Consider the following 21,223-nt stretch of genomic DNA (forward strand, 5'->3'; position numbering starts at 1 on the left):
CCTGGCGACGCCGTCACCAAGCCGTCGCAACCGCCTGCCACCAGCAACGACACCACCGTCACGACCAACCGTGATCAAGAACTACAGCTGCCGTGTCAGTGCCCGGAACGTCCGGACGTCGGGACTGTCGTCGTTCCCCCGCCGGGCCAGCACGCACTTTTCCCAGGGGGCGTCGAGTATCGGCACGTACGCCGTTCCCGGCCAGGAGTGATAATGCGTGAACGAGTCCACCGTGGTGGCGATGCCCGCCCCGCCCGCCACCGAGCGGAGCGCGTCGTACGGCGTGCGCACCACTCCGGGCGCCCCTCGCCGGACCGGTGTCCCGCCGCGCGCGGGGGCGAAGTAGAAGTAGTCGGCGAACTCCCGCGTCACCTCCGCGATCGGCAGGAACGGCTCGTCGAGCAGGGCGCTCACGGGGATGCCCTCGGTCCGCGCGTCCGCCAGCGGCGAGGTCGCGGGGACGATCGCGATCCGCGGCTCGGTCGCGAGCACGTCGTAGCGGATGCGCTCGTCGGTCGGCGCGGGGCGGATGAAGGCGACGTCCACCTCGCCCTCCAGGAGCGCGGAGAGGTGCTCCTGGAAGTCGAGTTGGACGACCAGCAGCGGAGTGTGCGGGCGCAGGTGCTGGAAAGCGGACAGCGCGGAGGAGGTGAGCTCCCCCGCGCCGTGGCTCATCACCCCCACCCGTAGCCGGGCGGGCCGCGAGCCGGCCGGCACCGTCAGTTCGGCCAGGTCCTCGCGGGCCGCCTCCAGAGCGCCGAGGAGGCGGTGGGCGTGCCGCAGGAGACGCTGGCCGGCCGGGGTGAGCGCGACCGGCGTGCGGTGGAGTAACTGCACTCCGAAATCGGCCTCCAACTGCTTGATGTGCAGAGTGACCGACGGCGGGGAGAGGTAGAGCCTCTTGGCGGCCTTGCCGAAATGCCCTTCCTCTGCGACTGCCACGAATGAATTCAGGCGTCGAAGATCCATGTCCGGGATATTAAAGGTTCAAGTTGTATACAACAAGCAGCGCATTGGTGATGGCGGGCTAAAAAGTTCGGAAGGGTTGGAATAACGTTGCATGCGCCAAGAGTCGGAAAGTCGGAGCGGGTGTGGTGTCCGCATGGGTGACAAACACCGGCTGCGAAACAACGCACTCGCCCCGCCGGACGGGGCCCGGCCCGGGCCGGCGCGGGACGCCGGAGGATGGCGCAGGGCGGCCCTCACCCTCGTCGCGATCGGCTGGACCGCCAACGAGTTCACCGTCCTCCTCGACGTCTACCGCCGGCTGCTCGGCCTCTCCCAGGGACTCGTCGTCGGCGCGTTCGTCGTCTACGTCTTCGGCATCGTCCCCGGCATCCTGCTCGGCGGTCCCGTCACCGACCGCCTCGGCCGCAAGAAGGTCGTCGTCGCCGCGATCGCGGCCTCCGGGCTCTCCTCCCTGACCCTGATGGCGGGCTCCGAGGCGCCCGCGCTGCTGTACGCCGGCCGGATGCTCGCCGGGCTCGCGATCGGCGCCGCGATGACCTCCGTCGTCGTCTGGTCGCGCGAACTCCACGACCGGGTACGGGGACCGGACGACGACCCCGACCGCCCCGCCCGCTGGGCCGGCCTCTGCCTGTCCGCCGGGTTCGCCCTCAGCGGGCTGTGCTCCGCGCTGGTCGCGCAGTGGCTGCCGCATCCCCTGCTCCTCGCCTACGTCCCCCAACTCGCCCTGGCCGCGGTCGCGCTGGCCGCCGCCGTCCGGCTCCCCGAGACCGCCGCGCCCACCGCACGCCGGACCACCCGGCGCGACGGACGGCGCGGCGGCGGCGTCCGCCCCTTCCTGCGGTACGTCGTCCCGCTGGCCCCCTGGGTGTTCGCCGCGCCCACCATCGGGTACGTCGTCCTGCCCCACCTCGTCGCCGGCGCGCTCGGTGAACACGTCCTGCTGTACAGCGGGCTCGCCATCCTCGTCACGCCCGGCGCCGGTGCCCTCATGAGCCCCTTCGCCCGCCGGCTGGCCGCGCGCGGTCCCCTCGTCCCGGCGGTCGCCGGCATGGCGACGATCGCCGTCGGGCTCCTGGCCGGCAGCTGGGCCGTCCACCACCAGGACCCGCTCCTCGCCCTCGCCGCCTCCGCCGTCCTCGGCTGCGGATACGGCCTGTGCGTCGTCTACGGCCTCACCCAGACCGCCCGCCTCGCCGGCCCCGACCGGCTCGCCGCCCTGACCGGCATCTACTGGGCGCTCGCCTACATCGGCTTCACCGCGCCGTTCGTCTTCGACCTGCTCGACCGCGAACTGCCCGCCCCCGGCATCCTGCTGACCCTCGCGCTGCTGACCGTCGTGAGCCTGCTGCCGCTGCTCGGCGGCCGTCCCGCGCACGCCGGGGGCCGGGTGGTCGGGCAGGATGATCCACCGTACGCACCGTCACGCCCAAGGAGCGCTCCCCAAGTGACCACCTCCCCCCACTCCCAGACGCTGAGCGGCGCCACCGACCTCGACCTCCCCGAGTTCGACACCCCGCCCGCCGACCCGGTCCCCCTGCTCCTCGGCTGGCTCGACAGCGCCGTGGCCCGCGAGGTCCGCGAGCCGTACGCCGCCGTCCTCGCCACCGCCGACGCCGAGGGCCGGCCCTCCACCCGCGTCCTGCTCGTCAAGGACGCCGACGCCTCGGGCCTCGTCTTCACCAGCTTCACCGGCAGCCGCAAGGGCCGCGAACTCGCCGCCCGGCCCTGGGCATCCCTCACCTTCTACTGGCGCGAGACCCTCCAGCAGCTCACCGTCTCCGGGCCCGTCGAACAGGTGGGCGCCGCCGAGTCCGACGCGCTCTTCGCCCGCCGGCCCCTCGCCGCCCGCGCCACCACCTCCGTCTCCCGCCAGAGCCGGCCCCTCACCGACGAACGCGCCCTGCGCGAGCGGGCGACGTCCCTGGTCGCCGCCGGCACGGACGTCCCCCGCCCCGGCGAGTGGACCGGCTACCGCCTGATCCCCACGGCCGTCGAGTTCTGGTACGGCAGCCCGGACCGGCTCCACCGCCGCCTGCGCTACGACCGTCCCGGCACGCGGACACCGTCCTGGACGCACGAGCGGCTCCAGCCCTGACCCGACCGGACGAGGCCCCTCCCGGCACACGGCCGCGCACCGCGCGCCGGGAAACACGGGCGGGGCCGCGCGCAGGAGTGCGGGCCCGGTGCTGATGCGCCGTCGGCCGGCCCTCGGGAACAGCGGCGGCCTGCGTGCACCCTCCGACTCGGGGCCCGCGCGTGGTCCTCGGCCCCGGCCTGCGCACGCCGTTCGGCCCCGGGCCTGCGTGTCACCCATCGGCCCCGGCCTGCCCGCACTCCTCAGCCCCGGCTCACCCGCACTCCAACCTCCAGCTCGCACGCCCTCGTCCCCCTCAAGCCACCCCCAGAAACCGCAGCACCGCCAGCACCCGTCGATGATCCGTGTCCGCGCGCGGCAGGTCCAGTTTCGCGAGGATGCTGTTGATGTGCTTGGCCACCGCGCTCTCGCTCACCACCAGTTCCCCGGCGATCCCCGCGTTGGAGCGCCCGCCGGCCATCAGCTCCAGCACCTCCCGCTCGCGCGGGGTCAGCCGGTCCAGGGGATCGCTGTGCCGGCGGGCGAGGAGCTGGGACACCACCTGGGGGTCCAGCGCGGTGCCCCCGGCGGCCACGCGGCGCGCGGACTCGGCGAACTCCTCGACGTCCGCGACCCGTTGCTTGAGGAGATAGCCGATCCCGGTCGTGTGCGCGGCCAGCAGCTCCGCCGCGTACCGCTCCTCCACGTACTGCGACAGCAGCAGCACCCCGGTCCGCGGCCACTGCCGTTTGATCACCAGCGCCGCCCGCACCCCCTCGTCGGTGAACCCGGGCGGCATCCGCACGTCCACCACCGCGAGTTCGGGCCGGTGCTCCTCGACCGCCGCCAACAACCCCTCCGCGTCCCCGAGTTCGGCGGCCACCTCGAACCCGGACAGCTCCAGCACCTTGACGACCCCGACCCGCAGCAGCACCGAGTCCTCGGCGATCACGGCACGCACGGCAGCTCCACACTCAGCACGGTCGGCCCCCCGACGGGGCTGTCGAGGGACAGCCTGCCATCCACCGACGCGACCCGCCCCGCCAGCCCGGCGAGCCCGGACCCGGCCCCCACCCGCGCCCCGCCCACCCCGTCGTCACTGACCACGACCAGCAGCGTCGGCCCGAACCGCTCCACACTCACCTCGGCCCGCGACGCCTCCGCGTGCTTCACGACGTTCGTCAGCGCCTCCGACACCACGAAGTAGGCCACGGACTCGGTCGTCGCCGACGGCCGCGCCGCCAGATCGACCCGCACCCGCACCGGCAACGGCGCCCGCCCCGCGAGCCCGGAAAGCGCGGCGTCCAGCCCCCGGTCCTCCAGCACCGCCGGATGCAACCCCCGCACCAGCGAGCCCAGTTCCTCGATCGCCTCCTTCGCCTCCCGGTGCGCCTCGTCCAGCACCCGCCGCACCTCCACCGGCAGACCGGGGAGGGACGCCTTCGCGATCCCGAGGCCGACGGCGAGCGACACCAGCCGCTGCTGCGCCCCGTCGTGCAGATCCCGCTCGATCCGCCGCCGCTCCGCGTCCACGGCCGCCACCAGCTCCGCCCGGCTCTCCGCGAGCGCGTCCACCCGGCGCGCCAGCGCCTGCGCCGGGCTCGGCCCGAGCAGCGTCCGGGCGACCCGCCCGTCCAGCCGGGCCAGCGCCCCCGACAGCCACGCCGTGCCGTACAGCAGGGCGAGACCCACGACGGTGACGTACGCGCCCCACACCGAGTAACCGGCCGGTGCGAGCCGCCAGTCGGGAGGCAGGGCCCAGATCCACACGTAGAACGAGACCGCCCCGACGGCCACGGCTCCGGCGAGCAGGAGCAGTGCCGCGCCGAGCGACACCAGCGGGCCGGCCGCCAGATGGTAGCGGAACGGCCGGCGTGAACGGCCGTACGGCGCAGGGATGTCCACCCCGAGCCGCTCCCGGAACCGCGCCCGCTGCACCCGGGTCAGCACCGGCCCGGCGGCCACCAGCGCCGCCGACGGCACGAGCACCGCGAGGAGGACCGCCCACAGCGCCGACGGCCTGAGGAAGATCCACGGCAGGGCCAGGACCAGCAGGACGCCGAGCTGGACCAGGAGCCCCGTGACGTGGAACGCGACCGGGCGGGCGGCGCCGCGCAGCGGGTCCAGGGCGATGCGGCGCAGGTGAGCGGTGAGGTGCATGCCCGCAACCGTAGAACCCGGCGCGGGGGCCGGACCATGAAGGAGACGTCCGCTTCCGGGGTGCAGCAGGCACCACCCCTAACCCGGAACTTCCCCCGCCGAAATCCCCCGGAAATGTTTGCCGAGTCTACTGGTGTGCAACATTGATTCCTGTCAGTGGACACCCTCCGGGAGGCCCCATGACGACCGACCTCGCCGAACTCGTCCGGGCGGACGGCGTCGAGTTCGTGCTCGCCGTCTTCGTCGACCTGACCGGCAAACCGTGCGCGAAGCTCGTGCCGGCCGAGTCGGTGGAGGAACTGCGCGACGAGGGAGTGGGGTTCGCCGGGTACGCCGCCGGCGCGCTCGGCCAGCTCCCCAGCGACCCCGACGTCGTCGCCCGCCCCGACGTCACCTCCTACACCCCCCTGCCCTTCGTCGAACCCGGCCTCGCCCTCGTGCACTGCGACCCGTACGTCGAGGGCGAACCCTGGCCCTACGCCCCGCGCGTCATCCTGCGCCGCCAGCTCCGACTGGCCGCGGAACAGGGCCTGTCGATGCAGGTCGGCGCCGAGGTCGAGTACTTCCTCGTCCAGCGCGACGCCCACGGCACGCTCTCCGTCGCCGACCCCCGCGACACCGCGACCCGCCCCTGTTACGACGCGCGCGGCCTGACCCGCATGTACGACCACCTCACCGCCGTCTCCCGCGCGATGAACACGCTCGGCTGGGGCAACTACGCCAACGACCACGAGGACGGCAACGGCCAGTTCGAGCAGAACTTCCGGCACGCCGACGCCCTCACCACCGCCGACCGCGTCATCACCCTGCGGTACCTGATCTCGGTGCTCGCCGAACGCCGGGACATGACCGCGACGTTCATGCCGAAGCCGTTCACCGACCGCACCGGCACCGGCCTGCACCTCCACCTCTCCCTGTGGCGCGGCGCCGAACCCGCCTTCCCCGCCCCGGACGACGGACGCGGCCTCGGCCTCTCCCCGCTCGCCTACTCGTTCCTCGCCGGAATCGTCGAACACGCCCCCGCCCTCCAGGCCGTCCTCGCACCGACCGTCAACTCCTACAAGCGCACCGGCGCCGTCGCCACCCGCTCCGGCGCCACCTGGTCACCCCGCGTCGCCGGATACGGCGGCAACGACCGCACCCACTTCGTCCGCGTCCCCGACGGCAACCGCGTCGAACTGCGCGGCGGAGACGGTGCCGCCAACCCCTACCTCGCGGCAGCCGCCGCCCTCGCCGCAGGGCTCGACGGCATCGAACGCGGCCTCGACCCCGGCGAACCCGGCGCCCCCGGCAAAGGACCCGAGCTCCCCCCGACCCTCCTGCACGCCGTCGAGGCCCTCCAGGCGGACGACGTCGTCGGCGGCGCCCTCGACACCGCCGGCCCCGGCGTCAGCCGCTACTTCGCCGACCTCAAACGCGAGGAGTTCTTCGACTGGCACTCCACGGTCGGCCCCTGGGAGCTGGACCACTATCTGACCGCCTTCTGAAGGGACTTGAGATGTGCGGAATCGTGGGACTCCACCTGCGTGCCCCCTCCCTCGAACCACGCCTGGGCGAACTCCTCGCCGCGATGCTGGGACAGGTCGCGGAACGCGGCCCCGACTCGGCGGGCGTCGCCGTCTACGGCGACCCCCGTCTGTCACCGCCCGGCGTCGTCACGACCAGCCTGCTCGGCGCCCCAGCGGACACCCCGGGGATCGTTCTCGGTGACACCACACTGGTCCACACGGACCCCCCGGACGCCACCGTGATCGGCTCGGGCGAGGGCTTCGCCGTCCTCAAAGGCGTGGGAAACCCCGTCGAGCTGGCGGACACCTTCGGCCTCGCCCACGTCACCGGACACCAGGCCCTCGGCCACACCCGCATGGCCACCGAGTCCGCCGTCACCCCCGAGGGCGCCCACCCCTTCTCCGTCGGACCCGGCCAATGCCTCGTCCACAACGGCTCGTTCGCCAACCACGCCACCATCCGCCGCGAACTGCGCGCCCAGGGCGTCGAGTTCGACAGCGAGAACGACTCCGAGGTCGGCGCCCGCTTCATCGCCCACCACCTCGCCCGGGGCGCCGACCTGGAGAAGGCCCTCAAGCTGCTGTGCGAGCGGTTCGACGGCTTTTACACCCTCCTCGTCACCACCCACGACTCCTTCGCCGTCGTCCGCGACGCCATCGCCTGCAAACCCGCGCTGATCGCCGAGACCGACGACTGGGTCGCCATGGCCTCCGAGTACCGCGCCCTCGACGTCCTCCCCGGCATCGAACACGCCCGCATCTTCGAACCCGAGCCGGAAGAGGTCTACCTATGGCGACGCTGATCGACCTCGCCACGACACCGGTACGCGAACTCAACCAGACACTGCACGACACCGACGCGCAGTCCTGGCGGGTGACGCACCCGCGCGGCGCACACGCCGTGGCCTGCGGAATCCGGGCGGGCCACACCGTCGACATCGACGGGCACGTCGGCTACTACTGCGCCGGCATGAACCAGCACGCGACCGTCACCGTCCACGGCAACGCGGGCACCGGCGTCGCCGAGAACATGATGTCCGGGACCGTCCGCGTCCACGGCAACGCCTCCCAGTCGGCGGGCGCCACCGCGCACGGCGGACTCCTCGTCGTCGACGGGGACGCCGCCGCGCGGTGCGGGATCTCCATGAAAGGCGTGGACATCGTCGTCGGCGGGAACGCCGGTCACATGAGCGCGTTCATGGGACAGGCGGGACGGCTGGTCGTCTGCGGGGACGCCGGGGACGGACTCGGCGACTCGCTGTACGAGGCGCGGATCTACGTCCGGGGGACGGTCAAGTCCCTCGGCGCGGACTGCGTCGAGAAGGAGATACGGCCAGAACACCTCGCGGAACTCGCCGAGTTGCTCAAGGCCGCCGAACGGGACGAGGACCCGGGGGAGTTCCGCAGGTACGGCTCCGCCCGGGAGCTGTACCACTTCAAGACCGGCAACACCGCGTCGTACTGAGGGAGTCGATCGACCATGGAACCCGCATCCCACGGCCTGCGCGAGTCCGCCACCTTCGACCGCGCCACCATCCACGCCATCCAGCGCGCCGCCGAGACCGGCGTCTACGACATCCGCGGCTGGGGCGCCAAGCGGAGACTCCCGCACTTCGACGACCTGCTGCTCCTCGGCGCCTCCATGTCCCGCTACCCGCTGGAGGGTTACCGCGAACGCTGCGACACGGACGTCGTCCTCGGCACCCGCCACGCCAAGCACCCCCTCCGCCTCGCGACGCCCGTCACCATCGCCGGCATGAGCTTCGGCGCCCTGTCCGCCCAGGCCAAGGAGGCGCTCGGCCGGGGCGCCAGCGAGGCCGGCACCTCCACGACCACCGGCGACGGCGGCATGACCCCCGAGGAACGCGGCCACTCCAAGCACCTCGTGTACCAGTACCTCCCGTCCCGCTACGGCATGAACCCCGACGACCTGCGCGCCGCCGACGCCATCGAGGTCGTCCTCGGACAGGGCGCGAAACCGGGCGGCGGCGGCATGCTGCTGGGCCAGAAGATCACCGAACGCGTCGCCGGCATGCGGACGCTGCCCGTCGGCGTCGACCAGCGCAGCGCCTGCCGCCACCCCGACTGGACCGGCCCCGACGACCTCGCCATCAAGATCCTCGAACTCCGCGAGATCACCGACTGGGAGAAACCCGTCTACGTCAAGGTCGGCGCCACCCGCACCTACTACGACGTGAAACTCGCCGTCCAGGCGGGCGCCGACGTCGTCGTGGTCGACGGCATGCAGGGCGGCACCGCCGCCACCCAGGACGTGTTCATCGAGCACGTCGGCATCCCCACCCTCGCCGCCCTGCCCCAGGCCGTGCGCGCCCTGCGGGAGCTGGGCGTCCACCGCGAGGTCCAGCTCGTCGTCTCCGGCGGCATCCGCTCCGGCGCCGACCTCGCCAAGGCCCTCGCCCTCGGCGCGGACGCCGTCGCCATCGGCACCGCAGCCCTCATCGCCCTCGGCGACAACCACCCCCGGTACGACGCCGAGTACCGCGAACTGGGCTCGGCGGCGGGCTACTTCGACGACTACCAGGACGGCCGCGACCCCGCCGGTATCTCCACCCAGGACGAGACCCTCGCTGCCCGCCTCGACCCCGTCGCCGCCGGGAGACGGCTCGCCAACTTCCTGCGCGTGATGACGATGGAGGCCCAGACCCTCGCCCGAGCTTGCGGAAAGAGCCACCTCCTCCACCTCGAACCCGAGGACCTCGTCGCCCTCACCATCGAGTCCGCCGCCATGGCCCGCGTCCCCCTCGCCGGCACCGACTGGATTCCGGGAGCGGGCCTGTGATCGCCGTCGTCGGCGCCGGACTCATGGGCGCCGCCACCGCCTGGCAGCTCGCCCGCCGAGGCCACGAGGTGACGCTGATCGAGGCGTTCGACATCGGCCACCGCAAGGGCAGTTCGCACGGCAGCTCCCGCATCTTCCGCCGCGCCTACGCCGATCCGCTGTACGTCGGCCTCACCGGCCGGGCGTACGAGCAGTGGCGCGAACTCGAACTCGACAGCGGGGAAGCCCTGTTGCGGACGACCGGCGGCCTCGACCTGGGGGACGGGCGCGACCCCGAGAAGCTCGCCGCCGTCCTCGGCGCGGCCGGAGTGCCCTGCGAACTCCTCGGCCCCGAGGCGGCGGCCGAGCGGTGGCCGTTCATCCGGTTCGACGAGACCGTCCTCCACCACCCTGACGCCGGGGTGATCGACGCGGACGCCACGGTCGGCGCCTGCGTACGCAGGGCGCGGGAGTCGGGGGCGCGGATCGTCACCGGGGCACGGGTCGTAGGCATCGAGGAGGGCCGGGTGCGGCTGGCGGGCGGCGAGGAGATCGCCGCCGACACCGTCGTCGTCGCCGCGGGAGCCTGGCTGCCGGGCCTCCGACTGCCCGTCCCGCTCCCGCCGTTGCGGGTGACGCAGCAGCAGGTCTTCCACTTCCGGCAGCGCCGGCCCGCCGACGCGTGGCCCGTGTCGGTGATCAAGTACACGGACATGCAGGCGTACGGGCTGCCCTCCGGGAGCGACGGGGGAGCGGCGCCCGCGATGAAGGTCGCCGAGCACGACCGGGGGACACCCACCACGGCCGACACCCGCACGGGAGTCCCCGACGCCGGCTCACGGGAACGGATCACCGCCTTCGTCCGCGACCGCTTCCCCGGCCTGGACCCCGAACCGGTCGCCGAGGCGACCTGCCTCTACACCACCACCCCCGACGAGGACTTCGTCCTCGACCGCCACGGACCGCTCGTGATCGTCTCCCCGTGCTCCGGACACGGCGCCAAGTTCACCCCGCTCATCGGCGCGATGGCGGCCGACCTGGCGACGGGCGTCGCCGAGCCGCACCCCAGGTTCCGGCTGACGCGCCGCACCCCCGGGGCACAATGACCGCATGACGACCGATCCCGGCCCCGGCCCCACCGACCTGCGTGAACACGCCGCCGCGCTGCCCGACCGCGAGGTCGACCCCGGCGCGGCGGCGCAGGCGCTGGGCCTGGAGGCCGTGATCGGCCGCCAGGTCAGGGAGTACCGCACGGCCGCCGGACTGTCGATCGCCGAGATGGCGGCCCGCGTCGGCCTCTCCAAGGCGATGCTCTCGAAGATCGAGAACGCCCAGACGTCGTGCAGCCTCACCACCCTCGGCCGCCTCGCCAACGGCCTCGGCATCCCCGTCACCGCCCTCTTCCGCGGCCTCGACGCCGACCGCGAGGCGGTGTACGTCCCCGCCGGGCACGGCGCCCGCATCGTCCGCCGGGGCAGCCGCGTCGGCCACCTCTACGAACTCCTCGGCGCCCTGCGCGGCCCCCACAAACGCATGGAGGCCGTCCTCGTCACTCTCACCGAACAGAGCGAGGTCTTCCCCCTCTTCCAGCACCCCGGCACCGAACTCCTCTACATGCTCGAAGGGGAGATGGTGTACGGCCACGGCGAGTCCGCCTACACCCTGCGCCCCGGCGACGCCCTCCAACTCGACGGCGAGGGCCCGCACGGCCCCCAGGAACTCGTCTCGCTCCCCATCCGTTTCCTGTCCGTCACGGCGTTCGGGGACCACGCCCCGCAGTAGAACCGTCCTGGACGGCTGCGTCCTCCAGGAACCGCAGCAGCACCCCGGCTTCGGCCCGCAGCCGCTCGGCGTGCGCCGTCCCCTCCACCTGCTCCGCCGCCCGCAACCGCTCGTCCGTCTCGGCCCGCACGATCCGTACGACGTCCTCCTCACCGAGCACCCGCCGCTCGGCCTCCGTCGCCCCCACCCCCACCGGCACCTGCTCGATCGCCTGCCCCCGCAGCGCCGACGCGTCCACCGGCACCGCCTCCGCGTTGTCGAGGGCCGCGAGCGTCGCACGCAGCGCGCTCACGGCGGTCTTCTCCCGGGCCCGCATCGCTTCGGGCAGGGCTCGGCGCAGTCGATCACGTAGGGACATGCCGGGACCCTACGAGCCCCCGCCCGGCCTCTCAACCGGATTGTCAGTGCCGCTGGTTAAGGTCGACTCCACCTTGATCTGACAAGGAGCACGGCCCATGAGACCTCCGGCGGAGCTGGACACCGTCCAGTGGCACACCCTCACCCACGCCTACGGCACCGCCGAGGACGTCCCCGGACTGATCAGGGCCCTGTACGAGGGCGCGGAACCGGCGGAGGAGGCGATCTACGAGCTGTACGGCAACATCCACCACCAGGGCTCGGTGTACGAGGCGTCCGCACCCGCCGTCCCCTTCCTCGCCCACGCCGCCCGGCACGCCCCGGGCCGCGCCGCCGACCTCCTCATGCTGCTGGCCGTCCTCGCCGACCACGACCCCGAGGACACCGAATCCCGGCACTGGGCGGGCAGCGACACCGCCGCCATCTGCGCCGAACTCCGCCGGGTCCTCCCGGACCTCCTCCCGTGCCTCGACGACCCCGACACCTCCGTACGCCGGGCCGCGCTGCGGACGGTCGCGGTCGTCGCCGGCCTGCTCCCGGCCGACCTGAGGGCGCGGGCCGAGCAGTGGCTCGACGCGCTGTACGCGGGTGACCCGGACCCGGCGGTGCGGGCGGACGCGCTCACCGCGTTGGCCCGCTTCGGGCGCGCGCCGCAGGGGCTGGACGACCCCGCGCCCGAGGTGCGGCTCGCGGCGGCCGTGCTGCACGCCGAGCGCTGCGGGGCGCCGTACCCGGCCGGTCTCGTGGAGGTGTTCGCGGCGGTCCCGCCCGGCGCCGGGGACGGCTTCCCGTGGTCGGACGGGGTCGGGCAGCATCAGAGGATCACCGCACTGCTCGGGAAGGACCCGGACGCCGCGCTCACGATCGCCGCCCGCTGGATCGACGCCGGTGACGCGGGCACCCACGGCTCGTGGCTGGCCGAGGAGATCGCCGAGACCTGGCGCGACCGCGAACCCGAGGTCCTCACCCTCCTGCTGGCCGCCCTGCCCCACCACGCGGACGACCCGGCGGCCCGGATACGCGCGATCGCCCACTGGACGGAACGCCTGCCGAAACCACCGGCCCACCCCGCCGGAACTCATCCCGCCGGGACCCGCCCCGCCGGGACCGGCTTCGAAGCCCCGGCGACAGACCGCGCAGCCACCTCGCACGCCCGCCTCCTCACCACCCTCCGCGACACCCTCCACCCCCACGCCACCACCGACGGCGACGCCGCCGCCCCAGCCCTCCTCGCCCTCCTGCGTGCCGAGGACCCCCGAGCCCTCGACCTTCTCGCCGACCGGCTCACCCCCGCCCTCCTGGAGGCCGCGGCCCACCACTTCCCCGAGCACGCCGACCGCCTGGTCCCCCTGATCCGGCGTGAACTCGCCGCCGGAGCCACCGGAAACGCGGCCATCACCCTCGTCGGCGCCCTCACGCCCTTCGGCGCCGCCGCCCGCACCGCCCACCCCGAACTCGTCGACTGCCTCCGCACCGGCCGCGCCGCCATCGTCGCCGCCCGCCGCCTCGGCCACCTCGGCGTACGAACCCCCGAGACGACCGCCCTCCTGAGAGCCGCGATGGACAGCCCCGACGCCTCCCTGAGCATCTCGGCCGCCGTCGCCCACCACCAGCTCACCGACGACCCCGTCCCCACGCTCGACACGATCAGGTCCCGCCTCCTCGCCGACGGCCGCACCCACTGGTACCTCCGCGGCCTGCGCCCCCTCGGCAGCGCCGCCGCCCCGCTGCTCCCCGTCGTCGAACCCCTCCTGGACTCCCGCGACGACTGGACACGCCTCGCGGCGGCCGAGGTCCACCACTGGATCACCGGCTCCCCGGACCGCGCCCTCCCGGTCCTCACCGCACTCGTCGGCCCCACCCCCGTCGGCCTCGACGCCCTGCGCACCCTCACCGTCCTCGGCCACTGTCCCGCCCCCCTCCGCCCCACCCTCCGCGCCCTCTCCTTCTCCCCACACCGCCTGCTCACCGACCTCCCCCACACCCGCCCGGGCCACACCGACGACGAACTCCGCACCCTCGCCCGCATGTTGCTCACCGACGCCCGGACGTGACGCGTGCGGGGGCGGACGCCGAGACCACCGAACCCCTCTCTGTCACTCCTTGCGCAACCGGGCGGTCACTAGCTGATGGTCATCCGGTGAACGGCTACGCCCCGAAGAACTCCGACAACCCCCGCGCCGAGTCCGCCGCGACGCTCACGTTCGCCGCGCCCACCACCAGCACGACCAGCGTCATGCCGACCCCGAGCGAGCCGAACACGCCCAGCAGACGCCGGGCCCGCCGGTCCGCCGTCCCCGTGAACCGCCGCCACAGCAGGACGCTCACGGCGACGAACCCGACCGCCACGACCGCGGAGACGACCGCCATCGTCACGTGGTAGCGCGTGTTGTCCCCGATCATCACCGCGAGCGCGGGCGGCGCGCTCTCCGGGCTCCCCAGCCCGGCCCTCACCTGCTCCAGCGTCCCCCCGAGCGCCCCGGTCCGGGTCCCGGTCGGCAGCATCGTCAGGACGGACGTGAACGGCGCCACCGCCCCCTGCACGTTGGCCGCCGCGACGACCAGCGAGAGCAGCCCGAGGGCACCGACGACGACCCCGGACACCGCGAGTCCGGCCCGCCGTGCCCCGCCGCTCCTGAGGAACGCCCGCCACACGACCACCCCCAGCGCCACGAGGACCGCCAACAGCAGGGCGGAGAGCGCCGCCTTGGCCAGGTGGAAGCGGAACCAGTAGTCGACGACACCCCCCAGCTCCGGCGAGTAGTCCGCCCGCCCGGCGGCCCAGTACCGGACGAACCCCTCCTTGACGGCCCCGACCAGCCGCCCCTGATCCCCGAACCCGCCTTGCGACGCGTCGGCCGCCAGCAGATGAGGCCCGAAGTACACGGCGGGCACGAGCGATCCGGCGAGGGGGACGAGCACACGGGCCCGCAGCCGGCCGGTGGGCGAAGGAACGGTGGCGGTACTGGACAAGGCACTTCCCGGGGTCAGGTCGGCACGACCCCCTCACCCTCCCGCACACGGGACGGCGTGATCACTGAGGTACGCCACCGAAGCGAGGGTGGGGTTAACCCCACCCTCCCTGCCGTACCCCCACCGCCCCGGTCCGCCGAGCCCGCCCTCCCGCAGGCGGCGCGGTCACCACCCCGGCCGCACACTCACACCCCCGTCGACCGGAAGGTCCACCCCCGTGATCCAGGACGCCGCGTCGGACGCGAGGAACACGCACGCCGCACCGACGTCCTCGGGACGGCCGAGGCGCCGCAGAGGCGCGGCGGCGTGCCAGCGGGAGACGCCCTCGGGCCAGTCGCCGGCGAGACCGGGACGGTCGACGAGGCCGGGGGAGACGGTGTTGACGCGGATGCCGAGGGGACCGTACTCCAGGGCGGCGGCGCGGGCGTGCGCGATGAGGGCGGCCTTGGAGGCGCTGTAGTGGGCGTGGCCGGGGGAGGGCCGGGTCCCCTCGACGGAGGCGATGTGCACGACGCTGCCCCCGCCCTGGCCCACCATGACCTTCGCCGCCTCCTGCGTACAGGCGAACGCGCTGGTGACGTTGGCCTGGTGCATCTCCTGCCAGTCGGACGCGGTGAGCGCCGCGAGCTCCTTCACCGGCTGCACCCCCGCGTTGTTGACCAGCACATCGAGCCGCCCCCGCCACCGCACGGCCTCCTCCACCACCCGCCGGCACTCCTCCTCCCGCGTGAGATCCCCCCGCACCACCACCGCCTCCCCGACCTCCCGCGCCAACTCCTCGGCCCGCCCGACCGCCTGACGGCAGTGGACGACGACCCCCGCCCCCGCCAGGGCCAGTTGACGCACGATCCCCTGCCCGATCCCCCCACCGCCACCGGTGACCAGGGCGACACGGCCGGACAGCGGCCCGCTGACGTTGCTCACTGAGCTCTCTCCCTCTCGACGACGTGAGCCCCAGTCATACCCCGGACCCCGACGCCCCGCCCGCATCACACCGGCGGATAGAACTGCGCGTACCACCGCCGCAGCGCCCGAATCCCCTTCTCGTGCGGCAGCAGCACCGGCTTCGCCAGATGCACCTTGTGATCCCAGATCAGCACCTCCTCCCGCACCTCCCCGAGCGCCTGCGACCGGAACACCAGCTTCAGCAGCGGCGTCAGGAACGGCGCCCGGGGCGGCTTGCGCAGGTAGTACAGCATCCGCAGCTCACTCGTCCGCTCGTCGACCGGCGTGCTCAGCGCGACCGCGGTCAACGACAGCACCGGCCCCTGCGTCCGCACCACCATGACGCCCGGCCCGTACATGAACGCGTCGAAGGTGTTGTCGATGTCCCAGCGCAGCACCCGCCGCCCGATCCGCCCCCGCGCCTCCGCGAACGGCCCGTCCTCCCGCCACTCCTGAGCCAGCGGCTCCGGCTGCCCGTGGATGAAGTGGAAGTGCGACTCGTCGACGATGTTCTCCCGCATCTCCTGCACATGCACCCGGGCCCGGCAGGTGTCCTCGATCGGCGCCGCGTACCCCCGGTCGGCCGTCTCCGGGATCTCCGGGACCTCCCACTCCGGCTCCCCGGGCCCCACGTACACGAACACCAGCCCGCTGTGCTCCCGTACCGGGAACCCGCCCAGCGCCACCTTCGGCACCCGCGCCGCGAACGGCGCCTTCACGCACCGCCCGTCCACCCCGAACCGCCACCCGTGGAACGGACACTCCACCGCCCCGTCGACGACCTTCCCGCCCGCCCCCAGATGCGCCCCGTAGTGCGGACAGTGCGCGTCCAGCACAGCGGCCCGCCCGTCCGCACCCCGGAACGCCACCAACGCCCGCCCGAAGTAGTGCAGGCTCACCACCTTCCCCGCCCGCAACTCCCCGCTCCGCACCACCGCGTACCACCCGTACGGCACACTCGGCATCGGATACGCGTCCGCCCTGCTGTCCCGCGGAAGCCGGTCCAGGTCGTCCTGTCCACGCAGTGATCGCATGCGGCGATGGTAACGGCCCTGGACGATTCAACTACCCCTCGGTACAAGGTAGTTGGCGCAAACGAGTCACCCTCCCCGAACGCCGTCGCCGTCTACCCCACCCACCCCGACCACCTCCGTCCATCCGTCGGGAAACCCCACCTCGACCCTCCCACCCCCCATCTCCCGAGCCCAGGCCCCCGACCACCCCACCCCGGGATCGGCGGTGAGCACCACCAGCGTCACCACCACCCCGTCCGCACCCCCGCCCACCAGCACAGGAGTCCCCGACCACCGCCCGTAAGCATTGGCCCCCTCCCCGGACACCACCCGCCCCTCCCGGACACCCCCGAGCAGCGACACGACCGCACTGCACAGCCCGTCCGCCCGCCGCACCACCGCCCACCCCTCCCCGGACGACCCCACCGGCGCCCCCGAGTCGGCGGCCACGGCCCAGCCCCCCTCCCGCAGCACGGCCCCCTCCGTCCCCTCGACGGCATGCACCCGCACTTCCCATGCCCCGTGCACCACACTCACCGTCGAGACGGCACACCCCGCCATCTCCTCACCCTCGCCCGTCAGCGGCACATGCCAGGACGCCCCCGTCCCCGCCCGGTGAATCCGCCCCCGGCGCGACGCCCCCACGGCCAGATGGTTGTCCACCCCGCCCGTCACGTCCCCCGGCGGCGTCTCCGGCGCGGTCACCGACGAGTACGCGAACCGCGTGTAGTGCGCACTGGCCTCGGACCGGGCCGGCACCGGCGCGAGCCGGTCACTGCCGTGATTGACGAGCCGTACGATCCCGTCGGCGGCCGTCGAGTGCAGCAGCCACCCGGGAGCGGCCAGCGACAGACACCGGTCCTCCGTCGCGAGGAGCTCCTCGGGAGCCGTCCACACCGGATCACCGGCCGGGATCAGCAGCCCCAGGAACGCCTTGGCCGCCCAGTACGGCGAGGCGGGCCCCGAGTACGGCTGCGTCACCGGCAGGAACTCCCGGTACCAGCCCAGCCGCAACACCCCGTCCCCGTCCGGCACTTCACGGTCTTCGAAGTGCCGTAACGCCCCCGACGCGAGCGCCCGGGTCCGCCCCGGCGACAGGGGAGTGGCGTCCGCGAGGACCCCCGCCCACAGCGGTGCCACGACGGCGTACCGGTAGGTGAGCGACCGCCCCTGATGGACCGGAGCGCCGTCACCCCCGAAGAAGTACTGGTACGTCTCCAGGAACTCCCGCAGCCGCCCCCGGTGCCGCGCCACCACCGCCGGATCGGCGCGCACCCCGGCGATCCGGGCCCACAGCACCGGATACAGGTGCAGTGCCCAGGCGTTGTAGTAGTCGAACTTCTGCCCGTCCCCGTCCGTGTACCACCCGTCCCCCCGGTACCAGTCGTCCAGCCGCGCGAGCCCGGCCTCGATCTCCGCCCGCCGGTACGGTGCCCCCACGGACGCGAGGAACTCCTCCACGATCACCTGGAACAGCCGCCAGTTGGAGTCGTTCACCACCGCCCCCACGAACCCCCCGAACCACTCGACGACCCTTTGCCGCACCCCCTCCGGCAACCGGTCCCACACCCACGGGCGGGTCTCGTGCAGCGCCACGGCGACGGACGCGGCCTCCACCATCGGCTGCCCCCGGTCCGTGATCGGCGGCCAGTGCTCCGGATGGGCGGGATCGGTCCCGGCCGCCAGCCCCGACACGTACCGCTCGATCAGCGCGTCCACCCCCACGCCCCCGGCCCCCGCGATCCGGAACGCGGCCAGCAGGAACGACCGCGCGTACCCCTCAAGGCCGTCCGACCACACCCCGGAGTGCCCGGCCCGTCCGGGCAGCCGGTACTGCGCGAAACCGGGCGTCGCGTACGGCACCAGCGCGTCCAGCAGCCGGTCGGCGGCCCCCTCCCACCTCGCCCGCGCATCGCTCATGCGGGCGGCCCCGCACTCTCCCGGACGACGATATGGGTGCCCAGCAGATGCCGGCCGGCGGGCGCCCCATCCCGCACGGCGAGCCGGACGGCGGCCCGCCCCAGCTCCTCGGCGGGCGTACGGACCGTGGTGAGCGGCGGGTTGAAGTCCTCGGCGAGCGGGATGTCGTTGTACCCGACGACCGACACGTCACCGGGCACCCGCAGCCCGGCGTCCGCGACGGCCCGCAGCACCCCGGCGGCCACCATGTCGTCCCCGGCGACCACGGCCGTGAACTCCCGCGTCTCGCGCAGCAGCCGCTCCATCGCGACCCGCCCCGCCTCCCGCCCGAGCCCGCAGTCGACGACGTACCCGGCCCCCTCCGGCAGCCCGTGCTCGGCGAGCGCCGCCCGGTAGCCCCGTACGCGCGCGTCGAGAGCGGTGTTCCCGGGCAGCCCCCCGAGGAAGACGATCCGCCGGTGCCCCGCCGACAGCAGATGCCCGGTGACGGCGCGCGCGCCCGCCTCGTTGTCGAACTCGACGACCAGTGCCGGGAGTTCCGGATCGGGGGAAGGGCGTCCGCACAGCACGAGCCGCGCCCCGGACGCGCTGAGGGCCTGCGCGTAGTGCGCGACCCGCTCCCGGTAGGCGTCGTCCTCGACGACCCCGCCGACCAGGATCACCACCCGCGCCCCCTCCTCCCGCATGAGCTGCACGAAGTCCATCTCCCGCTGAGGATCACCCCCGGTGGTGCCGACCAGGCACAGCCAGCCCCGGTCGGCTGCCTCCGCCTCCACCCCCTCGGCGACCTGCGCGTAGAACGGGCTGGTGACCTGGCGCAGCACCACGGCGACCATCTTGCGGCCACCCCCGACCAGCGCGCGGGCGTGCGCGTTCGCGACGTAGTCCAGCGCGCGGGCCGCCCGCAGGACCCGGGACCGGGTGGCCGGCGGCACCGGATAGTTCCCGGTCAGCACCCGCGACACCGTCGCCACCGACACGCCCGCCCGCTCGGCCACCTCACGGATCGTGACCCGTTCCCTCGCCACCATGTCGCCGCGCGCCCCCTTCTCGTCCCGTGCCGCCACGAAGAGCCGTCATGAAAAGCCGCCTGAAACGCCGTCATGAGGCGGCGGCGTGCTCCTTCGCCAGTTCGTCCGCCATTCTGTCCCCGCCCCGCGCCCGCCAGGTCCGCACCGCCTCGTCGTACGCGGACATCGGCGAACGCCCCGCGATGACGGCCGTCGTCGCGTCGTCCATCAGCGCCTTCAGCGTCGTCCCCTGCGTGGTCCGCGTCGTCGACTGGAGCCCGAGGGACGCGTCCCGGATCGCGACGGGGACGACCTTCTCCTGCCAGGCGTGCACCGCGCGCACCACCTCCGGCCGGCCCGGCACGAACAGCACCTGCGGCCCCTCGGCGAGATACCGGAACGGCAGGTTCGTCACGTTCTCCACCTCCCCCAGCCTCGTCGCCCGCGGCGCGCCGTCCGCACCCCGCGTGAAGTGCGTCCCCTCCACCCCGTGATGGACCAGCTCCCACTCCTTCGTCCCGAACGGCGCCGCGAGGAAGTCCAGCACCCGCAGCAGGAGTTGCACCCGCTCCTTCTTCGCCTTCTTGACGACGGTGTACCCGAACGACCGCCGCGCCGCGACAATCCCGCCCGCCGCCGCGCCGACGCTGTACGGCAGTGCCGGCGCCGGCGTCATGAGGCCCTCCGCGTCCGGGTACAGCGTCTGGTAGGAGCCGAACCCGTTCTGCATGGACCCCACCGTGCCGTTGAGGAACAGCGTCGTCAGGTCGGACGTCGACATCGACGCGGCGTCCGGATGGTAGAGCCCTCGCTTGCGCAGCCCCGCCTGATAGGCGATCGCCGCCCGGTACCGCTCGTCGGTGTAGTTGGGCCGGAACACCCCCGATCCGTCGACGGCCCACCCGGACGGCGCACCGTGCGCGGCGGCGTGCACGGCGTTCCCGAACACCGACCCCGTCCCCGCGCCCAGCGCGTACGTCCTGCCCTTCGTCGCCCGGCCCGCGACGGCCGCGAAGTCCTCGGACGTCCACCCCTCGCGCATCCCCGCGCCGGCGAACACCCCCTGGTTCAGCCAGAGCGTCGACCCCGGCAGCGGACGCTCCAGCGGGACACCGTAGATCCGGCCGCCGATCCGGCCCATGTCCCGCCAGGCGTGCCCGGGGATGTTCGCCAGGTTCGGGTACTCCAGGGCCGCCTGGCCGGACAGGAACGGCGTCAGGTCCTCGGCCCTGCGCTGTACGAACTGCGCCTCGCGCGGCAGCGTGAACCCGGAGAACACGTTCAGGATGTCCGGCAGCGCGTCGGGGTCGTCCGCCATGACGGTCGCCATCTTCTTCTGGTAGTCGTCCGTCGGGATGACCGTGAACTCGACCTTCACGCCGAGCGCCTTCTCCACGGCCTGCCAGTACCGGTTGTCGGCACGCCCCTTGGGCGGTGTGCCGAACGTGACCGACATGACGCGGATCGTCGACCCGTCACCCGGCGTGCGCTTCACGGAAGCCGGGAGAGCGGCCGGATAGGAGGTGTACCCCGGCTGCACCCCCGCGTCGGTCGGCGCGAGATCCGGCTTCGCGCCGGTCGCCGGCCGGTACGCGGGCCACGCGGCGAGCTTCTTGCCCGCGTTCGCGGTGTCGCCGTCGTCCTTGCCGGTGGAACAGGCGGTCAGCAGACCGGGGACACTCGCCGCTGCCATGGAACCGAGCAGCGCGCGTCGGGACATGCGGGACATGAGC

At 73.5% G+C, this 21,223-nt stretch carries 18 protein-coding genes; 8 read left to right on the forward strand and 10 right to left on the reverse strand.

The genetic code is table 11. The annotated features are described in order from the left end of the window. Positions 1–81: 81 nt before the first annotated feature. The gene (locus ABZX85_RS49225) at positions 82–969 is read right to left on the reverse strand and encodes a LysR family transcriptional regulator (protein WP_355884948.1); all 888 of its coding nucleotides are present in this window, start codon (positions 967–969) and stop codon (positions 82–84) included. A gap of 133 nt (positions 970–1,102) precedes the next feature. On the opposite strand from ABZX85_RS49225, the gene phzG reads away from it, so the two are divergent. Further along, positions 1,103–3,064 carry a phenazine biosynthesis FMN-dependent oxidase PhzG gene (phzG, locus tag ABZX85_RS49230; protein ID WP_355884949.1) on the forward strand — a complete coding sequence of 654 codons (1,962 nt, stop codon included), beginning with the start codon at positions 1,103–1,105 and terminating at the stop codon, positions 3,062–3,064. 295 nt (positions 3,065–3,359) lie between these two features. Here phzG and ABZX85_RS49235 read toward each other — a convergent pair whose 3' ends face one another. Both ABZX85_RS49235 and ABZX85_RS49240 read right to left on the reverse strand, forming a co-directional pair. Continuing rightward, positions 3,360–4,004, reverse strand: a complete 645-nt coding sequence (locus ABZX85_RS49235) for a response regulator transcription factor (protein ID WP_355884950.1) — start codon at positions 4,002–4,004, stop codon at positions 3,360–3,362. Further along, complete coding sequence (locus tag ABZX85_RS49240; protein WP_355884951.1) at positions 3,992–5,203, reverse strand: histidine kinase; 1,212 nt, start codon at positions 5,201–5,203, stop codon at positions 3,992–3,994. The genes ABZX85_RS49235 and ABZX85_RS49240 overlap by 13 nt, the downstream gene beginning before the upstream one ends. Positions 5,204–5,382: 179 nt before the next feature. On the opposite strand from ABZX85_RS49240, the gene glnT reads away from it, so the two are divergent. Genes glnT through ABZX85_RS49270 form a run of 6 tightly spaced genes read left to right on the forward strand, consistent with a single transcriptional unit; the run spans position 5,383 to position 11,272 of the window. Continuing rightward, positions 5,383–6,690: a type III glutamate--ammonia ligase gene (gene glnT / locus ABZX85_RS49245; protein WP_355884952.1), complete on the forward strand. Its 1,308-nt coding sequence runs from the start codon at positions 5,383–5,385 to the stop codon at positions 6,688–6,690. 11 nt (positions 6,691–6,701) lie between these two features. Further along, complete coding sequence (locus ABZX85_RS49250) at positions 6,702–7,514, forward strand: glutamine amidotransferase family protein (RefSeq protein WP_355884953.1); 813 nt, start codon at positions 6,702–6,704, stop codon at positions 7,512–7,514. Continuing rightward, a complete protein-coding gene (locus tag ABZX85_RS49255; RefSeq protein WP_355884954.1) occupies positions 7,502–8,176 on the forward strand; it encodes a glutamate synthase in 675 nt (224 codons plus the stop codon). The genes ABZX85_RS49250 and ABZX85_RS49255 overlap by 13 nt, the downstream gene beginning before the upstream one ends. Positions 8,177–8,191: 15 nt before the next feature. After that, positions 8,192–9,511, forward strand: a complete 1,320-nt coding sequence (locus ABZX85_RS49260) for an FMN-binding glutamate synthase family protein (protein WP_355884955.1) — start codon at positions 8,192–8,194, stop codon at positions 9,509–9,511. Beyond that, on the forward strand, positions 9,508–10,596 hold the full coding sequence (locus tag ABZX85_RS49265) for an FAD-dependent oxidoreductase (RefSeq protein WP_355884956.1): 1,089 nt from the start codon (positions 9,508–9,510) through the stop codon (positions 10,594–10,596). Before ABZX85_RS49260 ends, ABZX85_RS49265 begins: the two co-directional genes overlap by 4 nt. Before the next feature lie 4 nt (positions 10,597–10,600). After that, positions 10,601–11,272, forward strand: a complete 672-nt coding sequence (locus tag ABZX85_RS49270; protein ID WP_355884957.1) for an XRE family transcriptional regulator — start codon at positions 10,601–10,603, stop codon at positions 11,270–11,272. Here ABZX85_RS49270 and ABZX85_RS49275 read toward each other — a convergent pair. After that, positions 11,241–11,630: a hypothetical protein gene (locus ABZX85_RS49275; protein WP_355884958.1), complete on the reverse strand. Its 390-nt coding sequence runs from the start codon at positions 11,628–11,630 to the stop codon at positions 11,241–11,243. The genes ABZX85_RS49270 and ABZX85_RS49275 overlap by 32 nt on opposite strands. 97 nt (positions 11,631–11,727) lie before the next feature. Here ABZX85_RS49275 and ABZX85_RS49280 point away from each other — a divergent pair, with 97 nt between their 5' ends. Continuing rightward, positions 11,728–13,683, forward strand: coding sequence for a hypothetical protein (locus ABZX85_RS49280; protein ID WP_355884959.1), 1,956 nt, complete (start codon positions 11,728–11,730; stop codon positions 13,681–13,683). A 94-nt stretch (positions 13,684–13,777) separates the two neighbouring features. Here the strand turns inward: ABZX85_RS49280 and ABZX85_RS49285 are convergent, their stop codons facing one another. The 6 genes from ABZX85_RS49285 to ABZX85_RS49310 form a co-directional block, all read right to left on the reverse strand. Next, positions 13,778–14,602 (reverse strand): hypothetical protein, encoded by an 825-nt coding sequence (locus ABZX85_RS49285; RefSeq protein ID WP_355884960.1) that lies wholly within the window; start codon positions 14,600–14,602, stop codon positions 13,778–13,780. 165 nt (positions 14,603–14,767) lie between these two features. After that, the gene (locus ABZX85_RS49290) at positions 14,768–15,526 is read right to left on the reverse strand and encodes a glucose 1-dehydrogenase (RefSeq protein WP_355884961.1); all 759 of its coding nucleotides are present in this window, start codon (positions 15,524–15,526) and stop codon (positions 14,768–14,770) included. A 65-nt stretch (positions 15,527–15,591) separates the two neighbouring features. Beyond that, positions 15,592–16,581 carry a Rieske 2Fe-2S domain-containing protein gene (locus ABZX85_RS49295; RefSeq protein WP_355884962.1) on the reverse strand — a complete coding sequence of 330 codons (990 nt, stop codon included), beginning with the start codon at positions 16,579–16,581 and terminating at the stop codon, positions 15,592–15,594. 66 nt (positions 16,582–16,647) lie between these two features. Next, positions 16,648–18,480: a DUF2264 domain-containing protein gene (locus ABZX85_RS49300; RefSeq protein WP_355884963.1), complete on the reverse strand. Its 1,833-nt coding sequence runs from the start codon at positions 18,478–18,480 to the stop codon at positions 16,648–16,650. Next, positions 18,477–19,511 carry a LacI family DNA-binding transcriptional regulator gene (locus ABZX85_RS49305; protein WP_355884990.1) on the reverse strand — a complete coding sequence of 345 codons (1,035 nt, stop codon included), beginning with the start codon at positions 19,509–19,511 and terminating at the stop codon, positions 18,477–18,479. Before ABZX85_RS49305 ends, ABZX85_RS49300 begins: the two co-directional genes overlap by 4 nt. 70 nt (positions 19,512–19,581) lie before the next feature. Further along, a complete protein-coding gene (locus ABZX85_RS49310; RefSeq protein ID WP_355884964.1) occupies positions 19,582–21,219 on the reverse strand; it encodes an extracellular solute-binding protein in 1,638 nt (545 codons plus the stop codon). Positions 21,220–21,223 lie beyond the last annotated feature (4 nt).

Source organism: Streptomyces sp. NPDC004539, from assembly GCF_040610055.1.
In the GTDB taxonomy this organism is placed as follows: Bacteria; Actinomycetota; Actinomycetes; order Streptomycetales; family Streptomycetaceae; genus Streptomyces.